General features: G+C 37.4%; 10 protein-coding genes. 9 read left to right on the top strand and 1 reads right to left on the bottom strand.

All coding sequences use genetic code 11. The features are described from left to right. Nucleotides 1-26: 26 nt before the first annotated feature. Nucleotides 27-1,187 (bottom strand): LacI family DNA-binding transcriptional regulator, encoded by a 1,161-nt coding sequence (locus ABR854_RS04730; protein WP_350264214.1) that lies wholly within the window; start codon nt 1,185-1,187, stop codon nt 27-29. Between the two features lie 540 nt (nt 1,188-1,727). Here ABR854_RS04730 and ABR854_RS04725 point away from each other — a divergent pair. From ABR854_RS04725 to ABR854_RS04685, 9 genes are all read left to right on the top strand, one after another. Continuing rightward, entirely contained in the window at nt 1,728-4,169 is a 2,442-nt protein-coding gene (locus ABR854_RS04725) for a glycosyl hydrolase 115 family protein (RefSeq protein ID WP_350264213.1), read from the top strand. Between the two features lie 52 nt (nt 4,170-4,221). Next, nucleotides 4,222-6,897, top strand: a complete 2,676-nt coding sequence (locus tag ABR854_RS04720; RefSeq protein ID WP_350264212.1) for a sialate O-acetylesterase — start codon at nt 4,222-4,224, stop codon at nt 6,895-6,897. After that, nucleotides 6,897-8,267: a glucuronyl esterase domain-containing protein gene (locus ABR854_RS04715; protein WP_350264211.1), complete on the top strand. Its 1,371-nt coding sequence runs from the start codon at nt 6,897-6,899 to the stop codon at nt 8,265-8,267. Before ABR854_RS04720 ends, ABR854_RS04715 begins: the two co-directional genes overlap by 1 nt. Before the next feature lie 207 nt (nt 8,268-8,474). After that, nucleotides 8,475-9,809 (top strand): putative oxidoreductase C-terminal domain-containing protein, encoded by a 1,335-nt coding sequence (locus tag ABR854_RS04710; protein WP_350264210.1) that lies wholly within the window; start codon nt 8,475-8,477, stop codon nt 9,807-9,809. A 74-nt stretch (nt 9,810-9,883) separates the two neighbouring features. Further along, nucleotides 9,884-10,777, top strand: coding sequence for a DUF6807 domain-containing protein (locus tag ABR854_RS04705; RefSeq protein WP_350264209.1), 894 nt, complete (start codon nt 9,884-9,886; stop codon nt 10,775-10,777). A 111-nt stretch (nt 10,778-10,888) separates the two neighbouring features. Continuing rightward, nucleotides 10,889-12,268: a Gfo/Idh/MocA family protein gene (locus ABR854_RS04700; RefSeq protein ID WP_350264208.1), complete on the top strand. Its 1,380-nt coding sequence runs from the start codon at nt 10,889-10,891 to the stop codon at nt 12,266-12,268. 273 nt (nt 12,269-12,541) lie between these two features. Then, nucleotides 12,542-13,654, top strand: coding sequence for a Gfo/Idh/MocA family protein (locus ABR854_RS04695; protein WP_502881176.1), 1,113 nt, complete (start codon nt 12,542-12,544; stop codon nt 13,652-13,654). A gap of 111 nt (nt 13,655-13,765) precedes the next feature. Beyond that, nucleotides 13,766-14,980: a mannonate dehydratase gene (uxuA, locus tag ABR854_RS04690; protein WP_350264206.1), complete on the top strand. Its 1,215-nt coding sequence runs from the start codon at nt 13,766-13,768 to the stop codon at nt 14,978-14,980. Continuing rightward, entirely contained in the window at nt 14,977-15,372 is a 396-nt protein-coding gene (locus ABR854_RS04685; RefSeq protein WP_350264205.1) for a VOC family protein, read from the top strand. Before uxuA ends, ABR854_RS04685 begins: the two co-directional genes overlap by 4 nt. The last annotated feature ends 21 nt before the right edge of the window (nt 15,373-15,393 follow it).

Below are 15,393 nucleotides of genomic sequence, written 5' to 3'. Positions count from 1 at the left end.
TGGGTAATTAATTTTAGTTAATTCTGTTAATTTATTGCCTTTTTGTGCGAAGAATCTCTAACTATCAATTCTCCTTTGATAACCCTCGTATAAGGTTCAAAAGTTTCTTTATTGATAATGTTATCTATCAGAATATTAGCTGCTTCTTGCCCTACTAAATAAGGAAACTGGTTAAAGACTGTGAGCGATGGCTCAAAAAGAGAAGCGAGTAAATCATCCCCAAAAGCCACTAAAGCTATTTCATCAGGTATTTTTATGGCTTTTTGTTTGAGCGTTACCATCATTTCAATGGCATTTCCGTAATGCACCGAAAAAATACCATCCGGTTTTTGGGGCAAATTAAGCCAAGCCAGCAGAGCATTAAGCGAGTCTTCTTTTTTAAAATTACTGTGAAAAATAACATCTTGTTCAATCGGTAAACCATATTTTTGAAGTGCAGCTTTATAGCCATTTAGTCTTTTCTGACTAATTAATAAATCTTCAGGGCCAGCAAAAGCTGCAATCCGTCGGCAACCTTTCTTTATTAAATGCTCAACTAAAGCAAAACTACCATCGAAATCTTCTAAAATCACTTTTGCGGTATTCAGTTCGTCGCAAACTCTATCAAAATGAACAATCGGGACTCCTTTTCTTAAGTGTAATTTGATATGCTCAAACGAATTTGTTTCTTTACTATGGCTAATCAAAAGTCCATCTACACGACTTGCCATTAATGCTTGCACATTTAGGACCTCAGTACTATGAGATTCGTTTGACTGGCAAATCATAACTCTATATCCAGCCTCTGATGCAACTTGTTGAATTCCAGCAACTACCCCAGCAAAAAATGGTCGTTGAATATCAGGAATTACAACCCCAATGGTGTGTGTTTCGCCTCTATGAAGACTTTGAGCCAGCAAATTTGGTCGATAGTCCAACTCGTTTGCAACCCTTATAATTTCTTGGCGTGTATTCTCGTTAATTTCAGAACTATTATTTAATGCACGTGAGACCGTTGATGGCGATACACCCAAGACTTTTGCAACATCGACAATTGTTATTTGTTGGGATTTTTTGCTTGTTACTTGGTTTGGCTGATTTAAAGTAAAATATAAGTCACATCCCTTACAATAAAGTCGCTGCTTGCCTCTCACAAAGCCTGACTTTACTATCATATCTACTTTACCACATTTTATACAAGCAATCATTTCAAAATTGTACTTTTATAATATTAACACCCACAATCTTTGCTTTAAAATATCAATTTTACAATTAGCTTGTATTTAAACAACCAAACCATTAAAAGACAAAAATTGATACTTTTAAAGTGAGAATAATCTATCGGAATCGTTTCCGAAAACGTATTCGATAGTTAACAAATCCCATTCAGTAAAAATAGTCAGAAAATTCTTTAATAAATACAATCAAGTATAACTATATTCAAATTAACATTAAAAAAAAACACTAATAAAACAAAAAACATAAAAAAGCAAAAAACAGAGTTTCGCTAAATTTAATTGTACTTTTTTAATAAAACCTACTTTCTTTTCATAGCAAGTTTTACATATTGTTCTTGCAGAATGTATAGAGTAAGCCCACTTTTCATTGAGACTATGAAGTTAATTTTAAATTTATTACTGATCCTTTTTCCATTATTTGCTTACTCAATAAATCCAACTAATGTTGTTGTTTTTCAGGCCTCAAAAAATAGTTTTTGTATTTCCTCTAATAGACAACAGTCCCCTATTTTGATAGATTCGGCTGACTTTAAAGGCGTATTGCGAGTTGCGAATGACCTACAAACGGATATTGAACGAGTTACTGACAGAAAAACAAATGTTTTGCATGAATTACCAAAACAAAAAAAAGTCATCATTGTGGGAACACTGGGTCAAAACAAATGGATTGATGCACTTGTCAAACAGAATAAAATTGATGTTAAAGACCTGAAGGGTAAATGGGAAATGTTTGTGCAACAAACCATCAAAAATCCATTTCCAAATGTTGAAGAAGCTTTAGTAATTGTAGGTTCGGATAAGAGAGGAACAATTTACGGAGTTTATGATTTATCAGAACAAATGGGTGTTTCACCTTGGCACTTTTGGGCGGATGTGCCCTCGCAAAAGCACAAAGAAGTCTATATTTTAAATGGACGATATAGTAATGGAGAACCAAAAGTAAAATACCGAGGAATTTTCTTGAATGATGAAGCTCCGTGCCTCTCGGGTTGGACAAATGAGAAAAATGGCGGTTTCAATCATAAACTTTACGAAACAATATTCGAGCTAATTCTGAGATTGAAAGGCAATTATCTTTGGCCAGCTATGTGGGGAAACGCCTTTCACGCTGATGACCCTTTGAATCCAATTTTGGCTGATGAATACGGAGTAGTTATTGGAACTTCTCACCACGAACCTTTGATGAGAGCTCACGACGAATGGAGAAGATATGGCAAAAATAAAGGCAAATGGGATTATACGAAGAACGATTCAACACTGCGTGAGTTTTGGAGAGAAAGTGTAAAAGAACGCTACAAATACGAAAACATTTTCTCAGTAGGAATGCGTGGCGATGGTGATGAACCGATGTCTCGTGAAACTGCAACAACTTTACTCGAACAGATTGTAAAAGACCAACGAAAAATCATTGAAGAGGTTTCGGGAAAACCAGCCTCAGAAAAACCACAACTTTGGGCTTTGTATAAGGAAGTACAGGAATATTATGAAAAAGGTATGCGTGTTCCTGATGATATTACACTACTTCTCTGCGATGATAACTGGGGAAATATCAGAAAATTGCCAAATCTTAACGAAAAACCACGCAAAGGTGGCTACGGGATTTATTATCATTTCGATTACGTAGGTGGCCCACGAAACTACAAATGGGTAAATACCAATCCTTTACCTCGGATTTGGGAACAAATGAATTTGGCGTATCAATATAGTGCTCGTGAAATTTGGATTGTCAACGTGGGTGATTTAAAACCAATGGAATTTCCAACTTCGTTTTTCTTAGATTTCGCATGGAATCCTGAAAAATTAACACTTGAAATGCTTACATCTTACTCCAAAAGTTGGGCTAAAGCAACATTTGGCGAAAAATACCACACCGAAATAGCATCTTATCTTGAAAAATATGCCAAATATAATGCCCGTATAAAACCCGAATTATTGAATGCAAAAACCTATAGTTTAGCAGGAACTGATAACGAGTGGAATCAAGTTGTAAAAGAATATACAGACCTTGCAAATGCTGCCCAAGCAACTTATCAGAAAATTGAACCAGCCTATAAAGATGCTTATTATCAGTTAGTCCTTTACCCAATTTTGGCATGTGCCAATCTCAACCAAATGTATTACGCACATGCCAAGAATCAGGAAGCAGCAAAGTTAAAACTGGCAAGTACGAACCAATGGGCTGATAAAACCGAAGAATTATTTAGAAAAGACCAAGAACTAAGCGATTATTTTAATAAAACTCTGGCAGGTGGAAAATGGAATCATTTTGCCGACCAAACGCATATTGGATATACTTATTGGCAACAACCTAATAAAAATTCCGTCCCAAAAGTTACAAGATTAGAAGCGAACGTGATTAGTGGAACTGAAGCAGCTACATCTACAATTCAGAAAGAAAATTCAGTAAATTATCCCAAAAATTTCAAAGGTTTTGTGGAAGAAAATGGCTATGTTTCGATAGAAGCTGACCATTTTTCGAGAGCTTTCAATATGGATAAGGTTCAATGGAAAGTTATTCCTGACATTGGCCGAACAGGTAACGGAATTACGATTTTTCCAGTCAATATTCCATCAATCGAACTTTCTTCCAATAATCCACGCTTGGAATATGATATGTTTTTCACTAAAGATGGTGAGGCCACAATAAATCTGATTGTTTCACCAACGCTCGAATTTAACGATAATAAAGGTTTGAGAATTGCTATTTCGATTGATGATGAATCTCCTCAAATTATAGAAATGCACGCCAATAGAAGTCCAAGAGAATGGGACAAAATGGTGGCTCAGAATGCAAAATATTTAACCAGTAAATATTCAATCAAAGGCACTGGGAAGCATACATTAAAGATTTGGGCAATCGACCCAGCAATCATTATTCAAAAAATAATTGTAGATTTAGGTGGCTTAACCCCTACTCATTTGGGGCCAGTTGAAAGCAAAATGGTAAAATAAATAAGCATTTTACAAATTGCTTTTAGAAAACACTTTTACAAAAAACTTACAAATGAAACTATTAAAACTTTCGGCACTATTATTCTGTCTATCCAGCATTTGCACAGTAAAAGCACAAATCAGATTGCCAAAACTGATTTCGGATAATATGGTTTTGCAGCGTGAGCAACCCATCAAAATTTGGGGCTGGGCAGAGCCAAAAGAAAAAATCACGTTGACTTTCAACAAAAAAAACTTTAAAACCATAACCGCTGAAAATGGGAAATGGGAAATCATGCTTCCAGCCCAACCAACTGGAACAGGTTTTGAAATGCTATTAAAGGGGAAAAATGAAATTTCTATCAAAAACATTGCATTTGGTGATGTTTGGCTTTGTAGTGGGCAAAGCAATATGGTTACTCCAATGGAAAGAGTTAAAGAAAAGTATCCTGATGAAATTACTAATGCCAATTTCCCTGACATTCGTAATTTCTTTGTGCAAACATTAACTGATTTGAATGCCCCCAAAGATGATTTTCCACAAGGTCAATGGAAAGCGGCAAATCCTAAAGATATTCTTGCTTTTGGGGCAGTTTCTTACTTTTTTGCCCGAGAAATTCACGAAAAATATAAAGTTCCGATTGGCATCATCAATAGTTCTGTTGGTGGAACGCCCATTGAGGCATGGATTAGTGAGGGTGGTTACAAAAACTTCAGTGAGATTCAAACAATCATCGCTCGAAATAAAGATACAAGCTATGTAAATTCGATTAATCGTCGCCCTTCTTTTCCAAGAAGCAGTACTCCCCAAATAAAAGATTTAGGAATTATTGAACATTGGGAAAGCCCAGAGTATCAACCAAAAGGCTGGCGAAATATGAATATTCCAGGCTATTGGGAAGACCAAGGAATCAAAGATTTGAACGGTGTAGTTTGGTTTAGAAGAACTTTTGAAGTTCCTAAAAGCTGGCTCGGCAAACCTGTGAAACTTTTCATGGGCCGAATCATTGATGCGGATGAAATGTATGTGAACGGAAAAAAAATTGGTAATATCACTTATCAATACCCGCCACGTCGCTACGAAATCCCAGCCGAATTATTGAAAGAAGGAAAAAACACATTTGTCATTAGAGTCACCAATTCTGCTGGAAAAGGTGGTTTTGTGCCTGACAAACCTTACTACATGACAGCCAACGGCGAAGAAATCGACCTTAAAGGCACTTGGCAATATAAAGTGGGTGAAGTTTATCAGCCATCCAATCTTGGTGGATTTAGTGGTGGCGGTATAGTGCAACAAAACCAACCCACTGCACTTTACAACGCTATGATAGCACCCATTTTACCGATAAAAATTAAAGGATTTCTTTGGTACCAAGGCGAAAGTAATGTTGGAAACCCAGCACCTTATAATCAATTGTTACCAGCTTTAATTAACGATTGGCGAAACCTCTGGAATGACGCACGCCTACCCTTTTTTGTGGTACAACTCACTAATTATCAAGATATTAACTTTACTCCTACTGAAAGTAATAACGCATTGCTCAGAGAAGCACAAAATCAAGCACTTACACTACCTAACACTGCTGTAACGGTTACGATTGATTTGGGTGAATGGAATGACATTCACCCGCTTAACAAAAAAGACATCGGTAAAAGGCTGGCACTTTCGGCAAGAAATATTGCTTATGGCGAAAAAGATTTAGTGCATTCAGGGCCGACTTTAGTGGCACAAAACATTGAAAATGGCAAAATTACACTCACATTTAGCAATGTAGCCGACGGCATCACCTCAAAAGATGGTGAAGAACTCAGATGGTTTTCGATTGCCGATTATGACAAAAAATTCGTTTGGGCAAAAACAAAAGTTATAGGAAAAGATAAAATTGAGGTTTGGAACGAAACGATAAAAAGTCCAAAATACGTTCGCTACGCTTGGCAAGATAATCCAGAAGGTGTAAATTTTTATAACTCTGTCGATTTACCAGCTTCTCCGTTCCGAACTGATGCAGAAAACTTAGATGAAACAAAAGCATGGAAAGGCAAAAAATGTTCGGTTGCACTTACTTATGATGATGCTCTAAATGTTCATCTTGACAATGTGATTCCTGCGTTAGACTCCCTGAACCTTAAAGGTACATTTTATTTAACAGCTTCATCTGATGCCGCCACCAAACGAATAAACGGATGGAAAAGAGCGGCCATGAATGGCCATGAATTGGGAAATCATACGCTTTATCATCCTTGTGATGCGTCATTGCCCGGTATGAGTTGGGTAAAACCCGAATATGATTTAAGTAAGTACAGTTTGAGAAAAATGCAAGATGAAGTAAAAATGTGCAACGCCTACCTCAAATCAATTGATGGCAAAGACAAACGCACCTTTGCATTCACTTGCGGACATAAGAAAGTAATCGAAGGAGAATTTATTCAAACACTAACCAATGAATTTGTAGCGGCACGTTCGGTCAGAAGCCAAATGCACAGCATTAACGAGCAAAATCTGATGGATATTGATTGCTACAGCATGGAAGGTACTACTGGCGAACAAATGATTGACTTAGTAAAACAAGCCCAAAGTTCAGGTAAATTATTGGTTTTCCTATTTCATGGTGTTGGTGGTGAGCATGGTCTGAATGTTTCAAAAGAGGCTCATAGCAAACTTCTGCATTACCTTAAAGATAACGAAAAAGATATTTATATTGATACCATGCTCAATGTTGCCGAGCATATTAAAGAAATTAAAAAGTAATGAAAACTATTACAAAAACCGTTCTTTTGAGTAGCATCAGTATTTCTACTTTTGCTCAATTTGGTCTCTCTCCTGCCCAAAGAGACAGTATCAATAAACTCACGACCAATGACCATAATAATATCCTTATGCAGTTAGGGATTGAGCGTTCTCAACTACGTCCTGGCCCTTCTGGTAATCCGAAAGATGCCAATGCGGCTAATAGTTCGGAAGAAAAGGTAAATCAATATACTTTACCCGATGCGTTGGTGCTGAAAAATGGAAAAAAAGTAAAAACTACCCAAGAATGGCTTGAAAAAAGAAAACCAGAAATTGTTGAAGATTTTGAAAGTGAAATATATGGCCGATTACCGAAAAATATCCCATCAGTCACTTGGAAAGTGATTTCGGTAAAAGACACAATGATTGGTAATCAAGCCATTAAAGAAAAAACACTCAAAGGTATTGTCGATAATTCAGCTTATCCAACCATCAAAGTTGAGATAAATTTATTGGTCGCAACGCCCGCCCAAGCCCCCAAACAAGTACCAGTCGTATTGGAATTCGGTTTTATCCGCTCTCCTTTCGGCCCTAATACAACTCAACCCATCGGCTTAGGTTCATCAGGTGAACCAACTTGGAAAGAACAACTCATTTCGCGAGGCTGGGGCTATGCTATTATCGACCCAAGCAGCGTTCAGGCCGATAATGGTGCAGGACTTACCAAAGGCATTATTGGCCTAACCAACAAAGGAAGTTTTAGAAAACCTGACGACTGGGGAGCATTACGAGCATGGGCTTGGGGAGCCAGTCGTGCATTAGATTATTTTGAAACCGATAAAGAAGTCGATGCTAAGCGTGTTGCTATCGAAGGACTTTCTCGCTACGGAAAAGCTGCAATAGTTGCGATGGCTTTTGAACCACGTTTTTCATTGGGTTTTATTGGCTCGTCAGGAGCTGGTGGTGTAAAAATTTTACGTAGAGTTTTTGGCGAACAAGTCGAAAATCTTGCTTCATCGGCCGAATATCATTGGTTTGCGGGCAATTTTATCAAATATGCCAGTAAACTCACTCCCAACGACCTACCAGTTGATGCTCATCAGTTAGTGGCTTTGGCCGCTCCTCGACCAGTTTTTATCAGTTCTGGTTCGCCTCAAGTTGAAGGGCAGTGGGTCGATGCCAAAGGGATGTTTCTGGGTGCTACTCATGCTGGTTCGGTCTATCGCTTATTCAACAAAAAAGATTTAGGAACAATGGATTTCCCTAAGCTGGGAATGCCATTGGTGGATGGAGAAATTGCATTCAGACAACACGCTGGTGGGCATAGTACTGGCCCGAACTGGAGTACTTGGATAGCGTGGGCGTGCAGATATTGGGGCGATTGTAAATAAATCAAGGGACTTAAAATTCTCATTAAAGCCAAACAAGCTGACGTATTTGCACTCATTTTTGATTTAAGATAACTATGGACTGTCGACTATTGAACGTGGACTATTAAATACCATCTTTTTTTAATACTTTTTTGCAAAAAGAGCAAATAAACGCACAAAAGTTGAATTATTTTTAGAACTTAGTGTATTAAACAAACAAAATACAAAATGTTAAAAAAATCGTTTTTCCTTTTTTCAATTATCAGTTCATCCGTGATTGCACAAAATAAACCTATTCAGTTTATAACCCTCGACCCTGGGCATTTTCATGCAGCATTGGTTCAGAATAAAACTTATGAAAATGTAGAAAAAGTTGTGAATGTTTATGCCCCTGCTGGGCAGGATTTACAAGACCATCTCAAGCGTATTGAGAGCTATAATACTCGTGCCAAAAACCCGACAAACTGGCAAGAAAACGTTTACCAAGGAAGTGATTACCTGGAAAAAATGCTTACCGAGAAAAAAGGCAATGTCTTGATAATTGCAGGAAATAATAAAAAGAAAACCGAATACATTTTGAAAGCCGCCGAAGCAGGCATCAATATTTTGGCGGATAAACCCATGTGTATCGATACCAAAGGCTATATTCAATTACAAAAAGCCTTTGAAGCTGCCAAGAAAAACAATGTTTTGTTATATGATATCATGACCGAACGCTCAGAAATTACAACGGTTCTTCAAAAAGAATTATCGCAGATTTCCACTATTTTTGGAACAATCAAAAAAGGAACACCAGCCGACCCATCAATCATCAAAGAAAGTGTACATCATTTTTATAAATATGTTTCGGGTAGTCCGCTCAAACGCCCAACTTGGTTTATGGATGTTTCACAACAAGGTGAAGGAATAGTTGATGTAACCACTCACTTGGTTGACTTAGTGCAATGGGCAGCCTTTCCAAATCTCACACTTTCAACAAAAGATGTAGAATTAACTTCTGCAAAACGTTGGCCAACAACCATGACACTCAGTCAGTTCTCGTTGATTACAGGTAGTTCTAACTTTCCTGACTTCTTGAAAAAAGACCTAAAAAATGATACTACGCTCAATATTTTTGCCAATGGTGAAATCAATTATCGTTTGAAAGGTGTAAACGCAAAAGTGAAAGTTTTGTGGAATTATAGCACGCCCGAAGGTGGTGATACTCACTATTCAATTATGAAAGGTACAAAAGCAAATCTCGAAATTAGACAAGGAAAAGACGAGAAATTTGTACCTCAACTCTATATAAAACCATTAGATTTAACTGATTCTGAACTCACAAGTGCTTTTGAAACATTAAAAGCAAAGTTTGCAGGAATCAACCTAAAAAAACAAGGTACAGAATGGTTAGTTGAAATTCCTGATGTTTATCGCACAGGTCACGAAGCACATTTTGGTGAAGTAATGGATAGATTTTTAGATTACAAGGAAAAAAATCAATTACCAGCTTGGGAAGTCCCAAATATGCTCGTAAAATATTATACAACGACCAAGGCATTGGAATTGGCAAAGAAAAATTAAAATATTTCCCAATTTTCGTAGAGACGTTGCATGCAACGTCTCTACATTCTGACAAATTGCAAAACATATTACACATGAAAAAAGGACATATTTTACTTATTATTTTGTCAATTTTACAATTTAAAGTTTTCGCCCAAACCAAAATTGTAGCCCAAAAATTCAATTCAAAAATTGATATTCTTATCAATAATAACCTTTTCACGAGCTATATTTTCTCACAAGATGAAAAATATCCGTTCTTTTTTCCTGTAAATGGGCCTTCAAATGCCAGTGTAACTTCAATGCGAAATGGAAATTATCCGCATCATAGTTCGTTGTTTTTTGGTTGCGATAAAGTAAATGGCGGAAATTATTGGCAAGAAGGACTTGAGAGAGGACAGATAATTTCATTAAGAGCTGATATCATTGAATCGGGTGCTGATAAAGTTGTGATTCAAGATGAATGTATTTGGCGACGACCAAACGCAAATTCTCCCGTAAAAGACATTCGTAAAATTACTATTACTGCCCCATCAAAAGAAGTTTATCAACTTGATTTTGAGATTACGATGGAAATGTTGATAGATGTAACGATTGAAAAAACAAACCACTCGCTTTTCAGCGGAAGAATGGATGCCGATTTGGCGGTTATCAACGGAGGAACAATGATAAACGCTAATGGAGATAAGGGAGAAAAAGAAACTTTCGGCAAAAAATCACCTTGGATTGATTTTTACGGAAATCGTGGTAATAAAATCGAAGGAATGGCAATTTTTCAACATCCATCCAACGAATGGTATCCATCTCCGTGGTTTACTCGTGATTATGGTTTTTTCTCGCCAACCCCAATGTATTGGCCACAAAACGATAAAGAAACGACTTTAAAAAAAGGACAAACAATCAAATTGAAATACCGAGTTTTAGTTCATTCAGGAGATACCGCAACGGCTAAAATTGCCGAACAATTTGAAAAATATATAATAGAGTAGTTATTGGAAAACTGGTAAAATACGGTTCTCAGATTTTAAATCTGTTCGTAAACAATTGCCGATTAATAATCTACTCAAACAAAAAATCATCATTCAAACCTAACATAAAACATGGAACGCAGAAAATTTATTGGAACAACGCTAAAAGGTGTTGCAGCAGCAACAATCGGCATTCCGACAATCGTGCCTTCAACGGTTTTCGGTAAAAATGCACCAAGCAATAAAATCAATATTGGTCAAATAGGTTGTGGGCGTATCGGCCGTGACCACGACATGGTTGGTACAATGCAGCACGACGTGGCTCGTATGATGGCCGTATGTGATTTAGACCAAAATCGACTAAAAGATGGTAAGTTGCTTGTAGAAAACTATTACAAGAAGAAAACAGGACAAGATAAATATGTTGATGTGAAAATGTACGACGATTACCGTGAAATGCTTCTCAACAAAGACATTGATGCCGTAATTATCAGTACCCCAGACTTTTGGCACGCTCAACCAGCCATCGAAGCTGCTTTGGCAGGAAAAGATATTTACCTACAAAAACCAACGTCGTTGACAATTACAGAAGGTCGATTATTGAGTAATGTCATCAAAAAAACAGGCAGAATTTTGCAAGTTGGCACACAACAACGTTCTTCTCCCCAATTCAGAATTGCTGCCGAATTAGTACGAAATGGTCGTATCGGGAAATTACATACTGTAAAAGTTGGTCTTCCAGGCGACCCAGCAGGGCCTTCTTTCCCAGCCATGCCAGTCCCCAAAGGCTTCAACTACGATATGTGGCTCGGTTCAACTCCCGAAATGCCATATACTGAAAATGCTGTACATCCACAAGTAGGTTACGGCCGTCCAGGTTGGTTACGTATCGAGCAATTTGGAGCAGGAATGATTACAGGATGGGGACAACATCATTTCGACTCAGCCGCTTGGGGAATGGATACCGAATATACAGGCCCAACAACCTTGCAAGCAGTAGCTGAATTTCCAAAAAGTGGAAACTGGAATGTACATGGAGATTTTATGGTCAAAGCCGATTACGCAAACGGTGTAACGATGTACACCAGCGGAGGCTTCCCGAATGGAATTAGATATGAAGGAACAGAAGGGTGGATTTTTGTATCTCGTGGAGATTATGTTGCTTCTGCCAGCGACCCAGTTTCTAAAGCAAAAAGTAGCAAAGCTCTTGATGCCAGCGACCCAAAAATTCTTGAATCTGTAATCGGAGAAAACGAAATTCATTTGTATAAAAGTACCGAACAACACGGAAACTGGCTCGAGTGTATTCAGAGCAGAAAAGAGCCAATTTCACCAGTAGAAATTGGTCACAGAGCGTGTTCTGTTTGTTTGATTAGCCATATTGCGATGAAACTTCCTCGTAAACTAACTTGGAATCCGACTACCGAACGCTTTGTAAATGACGATGAAGCAAATGCCATGCTTTCACGCAAGCAAAGAAAACCTTATGGTACCGATTATATTAAAATGTAAAATAATTAGACAAGAGATTATAGACAAAAGACAAGAGTTTTTAACTATTTGCCGATAATTAGTTTGTACTATTAGTAAATTTAAAGTTTGACCCATTCGGGGTCAGATATTGGAAGTAATGAATTCTTTTTCTACCAATATACAACCCCGAATGGGGTCGAACACAACCACATTACATAAACTATTTAGGATTGAGTACTTTTATATAATCTCTTGATAATAAAGATATTAAAAATGAACAACAGACGTAATTTTCTCAAAAAAACATCCACCATGGCAGGTTTAATGGCTTTCCCGATGTTTCAAAATAAAGATTTCGGGCATTACACGACCGAAATTGTAAAAAGTTCAACACAAAAAGTCTATGATTCAACACGCCTTAAATTTGCAGTAATTGGCATGAATCATGGGCATATATACGGACAAGTGGAAGCTGTAAAAAAAGGTGGTGGAGAATTGGTAGCATATTTTGCTAAAGAAGCAGATTTGATTGCAGCTTTTGCCAAACGTTACCCTGATGCAAAATTGGTGAAAGATGAAAAAGAAATCTTAGAAGATAAGTCAATTCAACTTGTTTTGAGTTCGGCAATTGCTTCCGAAAGGGCTCCATTGGGTATCCGTGTAATGAAGTCAGGTAAAGATTTTATGTCTGATAAACCTGGTATAACTACACTCGAACAATTGGCCGAAGTTCGTAAAGTTCAAAAAAACACTGGACGAATTTATTCAATTATGTACAGCGAACGCTTTGAGAATAAAGCAACTGTAAAAGCTGGGGAACTCGTTAAAGCTGGGGCAATTGGCAACGTAATTCAAACAATTGGACTCGGTCCGCACCGAATGAATGCCAAAACTCGCCCCGAATGGTTTTTTGATAGAGATTTATTTGGTGGAATCATCACAGATATTGCATCTCATCAATTCGACCAATATTTGTATTTTACAAACTCTAAAAAAGCCGAAGTTGTAGCTTCACAAATTGGCAATGTACACCATCCTCAATACCCAAAATTTGAAGATTTTGGCGATGCCATGCTCCGAGGTGATGGCGGAATGGGCTACATCAGAGTCGATTGGTTTACACCTGACGGCCTAAAAACTTGGGGAGATGGTCGTTTGACAATTCTCGGTACAGAAGGTTTTATCGAAATTAGAAAAAACATTGATTTGGCAGGTCGTGAAGGAGGAAGTCATTTATTTTTAACTGATAATAAAGAAACAAAATACTTTGATTGTACTGCCCAGACATTGCCTTATGGCCCACAATTGGTTGATGACATTCTTAACAGAACCCAAACAGCCATGACCCAAGAACACTGCTTTTTAGCCACCGAACTGGCCCTAAAAGCACAAAAAAATGCACAAAAAATAAGTCTAAATAAATGAAGAATGTAGAATTGAGAATGTAGAATTTTGGACACAAAATTTAATGATTTACATGTTAAACGTAGTTCATCTCATTCTTAATTCTTAATTCCTAATTCTCAATTAATAAAAATGCTACATACAATGCGATGGTTTGGGCCTAACGACCCAGTTTCATTAATGGATATTCGTCAAGCGGGCTGCACAGGAGTTGTTTCAGCATTGCACCAGATTCCTGTCGGTGAAATTTGGTCAGTTGAAGCCATTCAAGAAAGAATAAATATCATTGAAAAAGACAATACTCGGTACTCACCTCTAAAATGGTTAGTGGTTGAAAGTTTGCCAGTGCATGAAGACATAAAAAAAGGCTTACCTTCAAGAGAAAAGTTGATTGAAAACTATAAAATTTCATTGGCGAACTTGGCAAAATGTGGCATTAAAACAGTTTGCTACAATTTCATGCCTGTTCTGGACTGGTCACGTACGAATCTAAATTACGAAATGCCTGATGGTTCAAAAGCCCTCAGATTTGTTTGGGAAGACTTTGCAATTTTTGATTTGTACATTCTTAAACGCCCGAATGCCGAGAAAGATTATGAAATTGAGGTAAGAGAATCGGCCAAAAAGAAGTTTGAGGTGATGACTCAAACCGAAATAGAGACGCTGAAAAACACAGCTCTTTTGGGTTTACCTGGCTCGGAAGAAGCCTTCGATTTGAATACTTTTCAAGGTTTGCTTGATAATTATGCCCACATTGGAGATGCTGAACTAAGAGCCAATTTGTATTATTTTGTCCAACATATTGCTCCTTTTGCTCAAGAAATTGGCACAAATCTTTGCATTCACCCCGATGACCCTCCGAAATCTCTATTAGGTTTACCAAGAGTAGTAAGCACTGAAAATGATTTAGAACAACTCATGAACGCTTGTGATATTACAGCCAACGGTATTACTTTCTGTACAGGTTCTTTGGGTGTTCGAGCCGATAATGAACTGGCAAAAATGGTTAAAAAGTTTGCGAATCGTATTCATTTCTTACACTTGCGTACGACTAAACGAGAAGAAAATCCTCAGAATTTTCATGAAGCGACCCACTTAATGGGCGATGTTGATATGTATGAAGTAGTAAAAGCAGTCATTGAAGAGCAAAACCGCAGAAAATCAGTTGGACAAGCAGATAATCAGATTCCAATGCGACCCGACCACGGACACCAAATGCTTGATGATTTACAAGAGGGAATTACAAAGCGTAAAACCTATCCAGGTTATTCGGCTATCGGTAGGCTGAAAGGTTTGGCAGAAATCAGAGGTTTACAAATGGCGATTGAACGAAATTTATCAGCATGAAACAATACATTGCACAATTTGCTTTAGTTGTAAAAGACTATGATGAAGCCATTGATTTTTACACTCAAAAACTCAATTTTGAACTCATTGAAGACACCAAACAAAGCGAAGAAAAGCGTTGGGTTATAGTAAAACCAAAAGGTGCAACCGAAACCGCAATTTTACTCGCAAAAGCTGCCAACCAAGAGCAGGAAAGTCGGGTAGGAAACCAAACAGGTGGCAGAGTTTTCTTATTTCTTTATACCGATGATTTTTGGAGAGATTATAATCAGATGCAAGAAAAAGGCATCAAATTTATTAGAGAACCAAAAGAAGAAATTTATGGAACTGTGGCCGTTTTTGAGGATTTGTATGGAAATCTTTGGGATTTGTTAGAGCCAAAAAATATTTAAAACCTAATATTAAGCAAATTA

It is taken from the genome of Emticicia sp. W12TSBA100-4, from assembly GCF_040253585.1.
Classification (GTDB): domain Bacteria; phylum Bacteroidota; class Bacteroidia; order Cytophagales; family Spirosomataceae; genus Emticicia.
The sequence above is the reverse complement of the archived record's forward strand: the minus strand, read 5'-3'. Positions and strand labels throughout refer to the sequence as shown.

What these genes read in the sequence shown, in the direction of transcription:
- ABR854_RS04730 (WP_350264214.1), bottom strand. Translation starts at nt 1,187, where the DNA reads ATGATTGCTTGTATAAAATGTGGTAAAGTAGATATGATAGTAAAGTCA.
- ABR854_RS04720 (WP_350264212.1), top strand. Translation starts at nt 4,222, where the DNA reads ATGAAACTATTAAAACTTTCGGCACTATTATTCTGTCTATCCAGCATT.
- ABR854_RS04715 (WP_350264211.1), top strand. Translation starts at nt 6,897, where the DNA reads ATGAAAACTATTACAAAAACCGTTCTTTTGAGTAGCATCAGTATTTCT.
- ABR854_RS04710 (WP_350264210.1), top strand. Translation starts at nt 8,475, where the DNA reads ATGTTAAAAAAATCGTTTTTCCTTTTTTCAATTATCAGTTCATCCGTG.
- ABR854_RS04705 (WP_350264209.1), top strand. Translation starts at nt 9,884, where the DNA reads ATGAAAAAAGGACATATTTTACTTATTATTTTGTCAATTTTACAATTT.
- ABR854_RS04700 (WP_350264208.1), top strand. Translation starts at nt 10,889, where the DNA reads ATGGAACGCAGAAAATTTATTGGAACAACGCTAAAAGGTGTTGCAGCA.
- ABR854_RS04695 (WP_502881176.1), top strand. Translation starts at nt 12,542, where the DNA reads ATGGCAGGTTTAATGGCTTTCCCGATGTTTCAAAATAAAGATTTCGGG.
- uxuA (WP_350264206.1), top strand. Translation starts at nt 13,766, where the DNA reads ATGCTACATACAATGCGATGGTTTGGGCCTAACGACCCAGTTTCATTA.
- ABR854_RS04685 (WP_350264205.1), top strand. Translation starts at nt 14,977, where the DNA reads ATGAAACAATACATTGCACAATTTGCTTTAGTTGTAAAAGACTATGAT.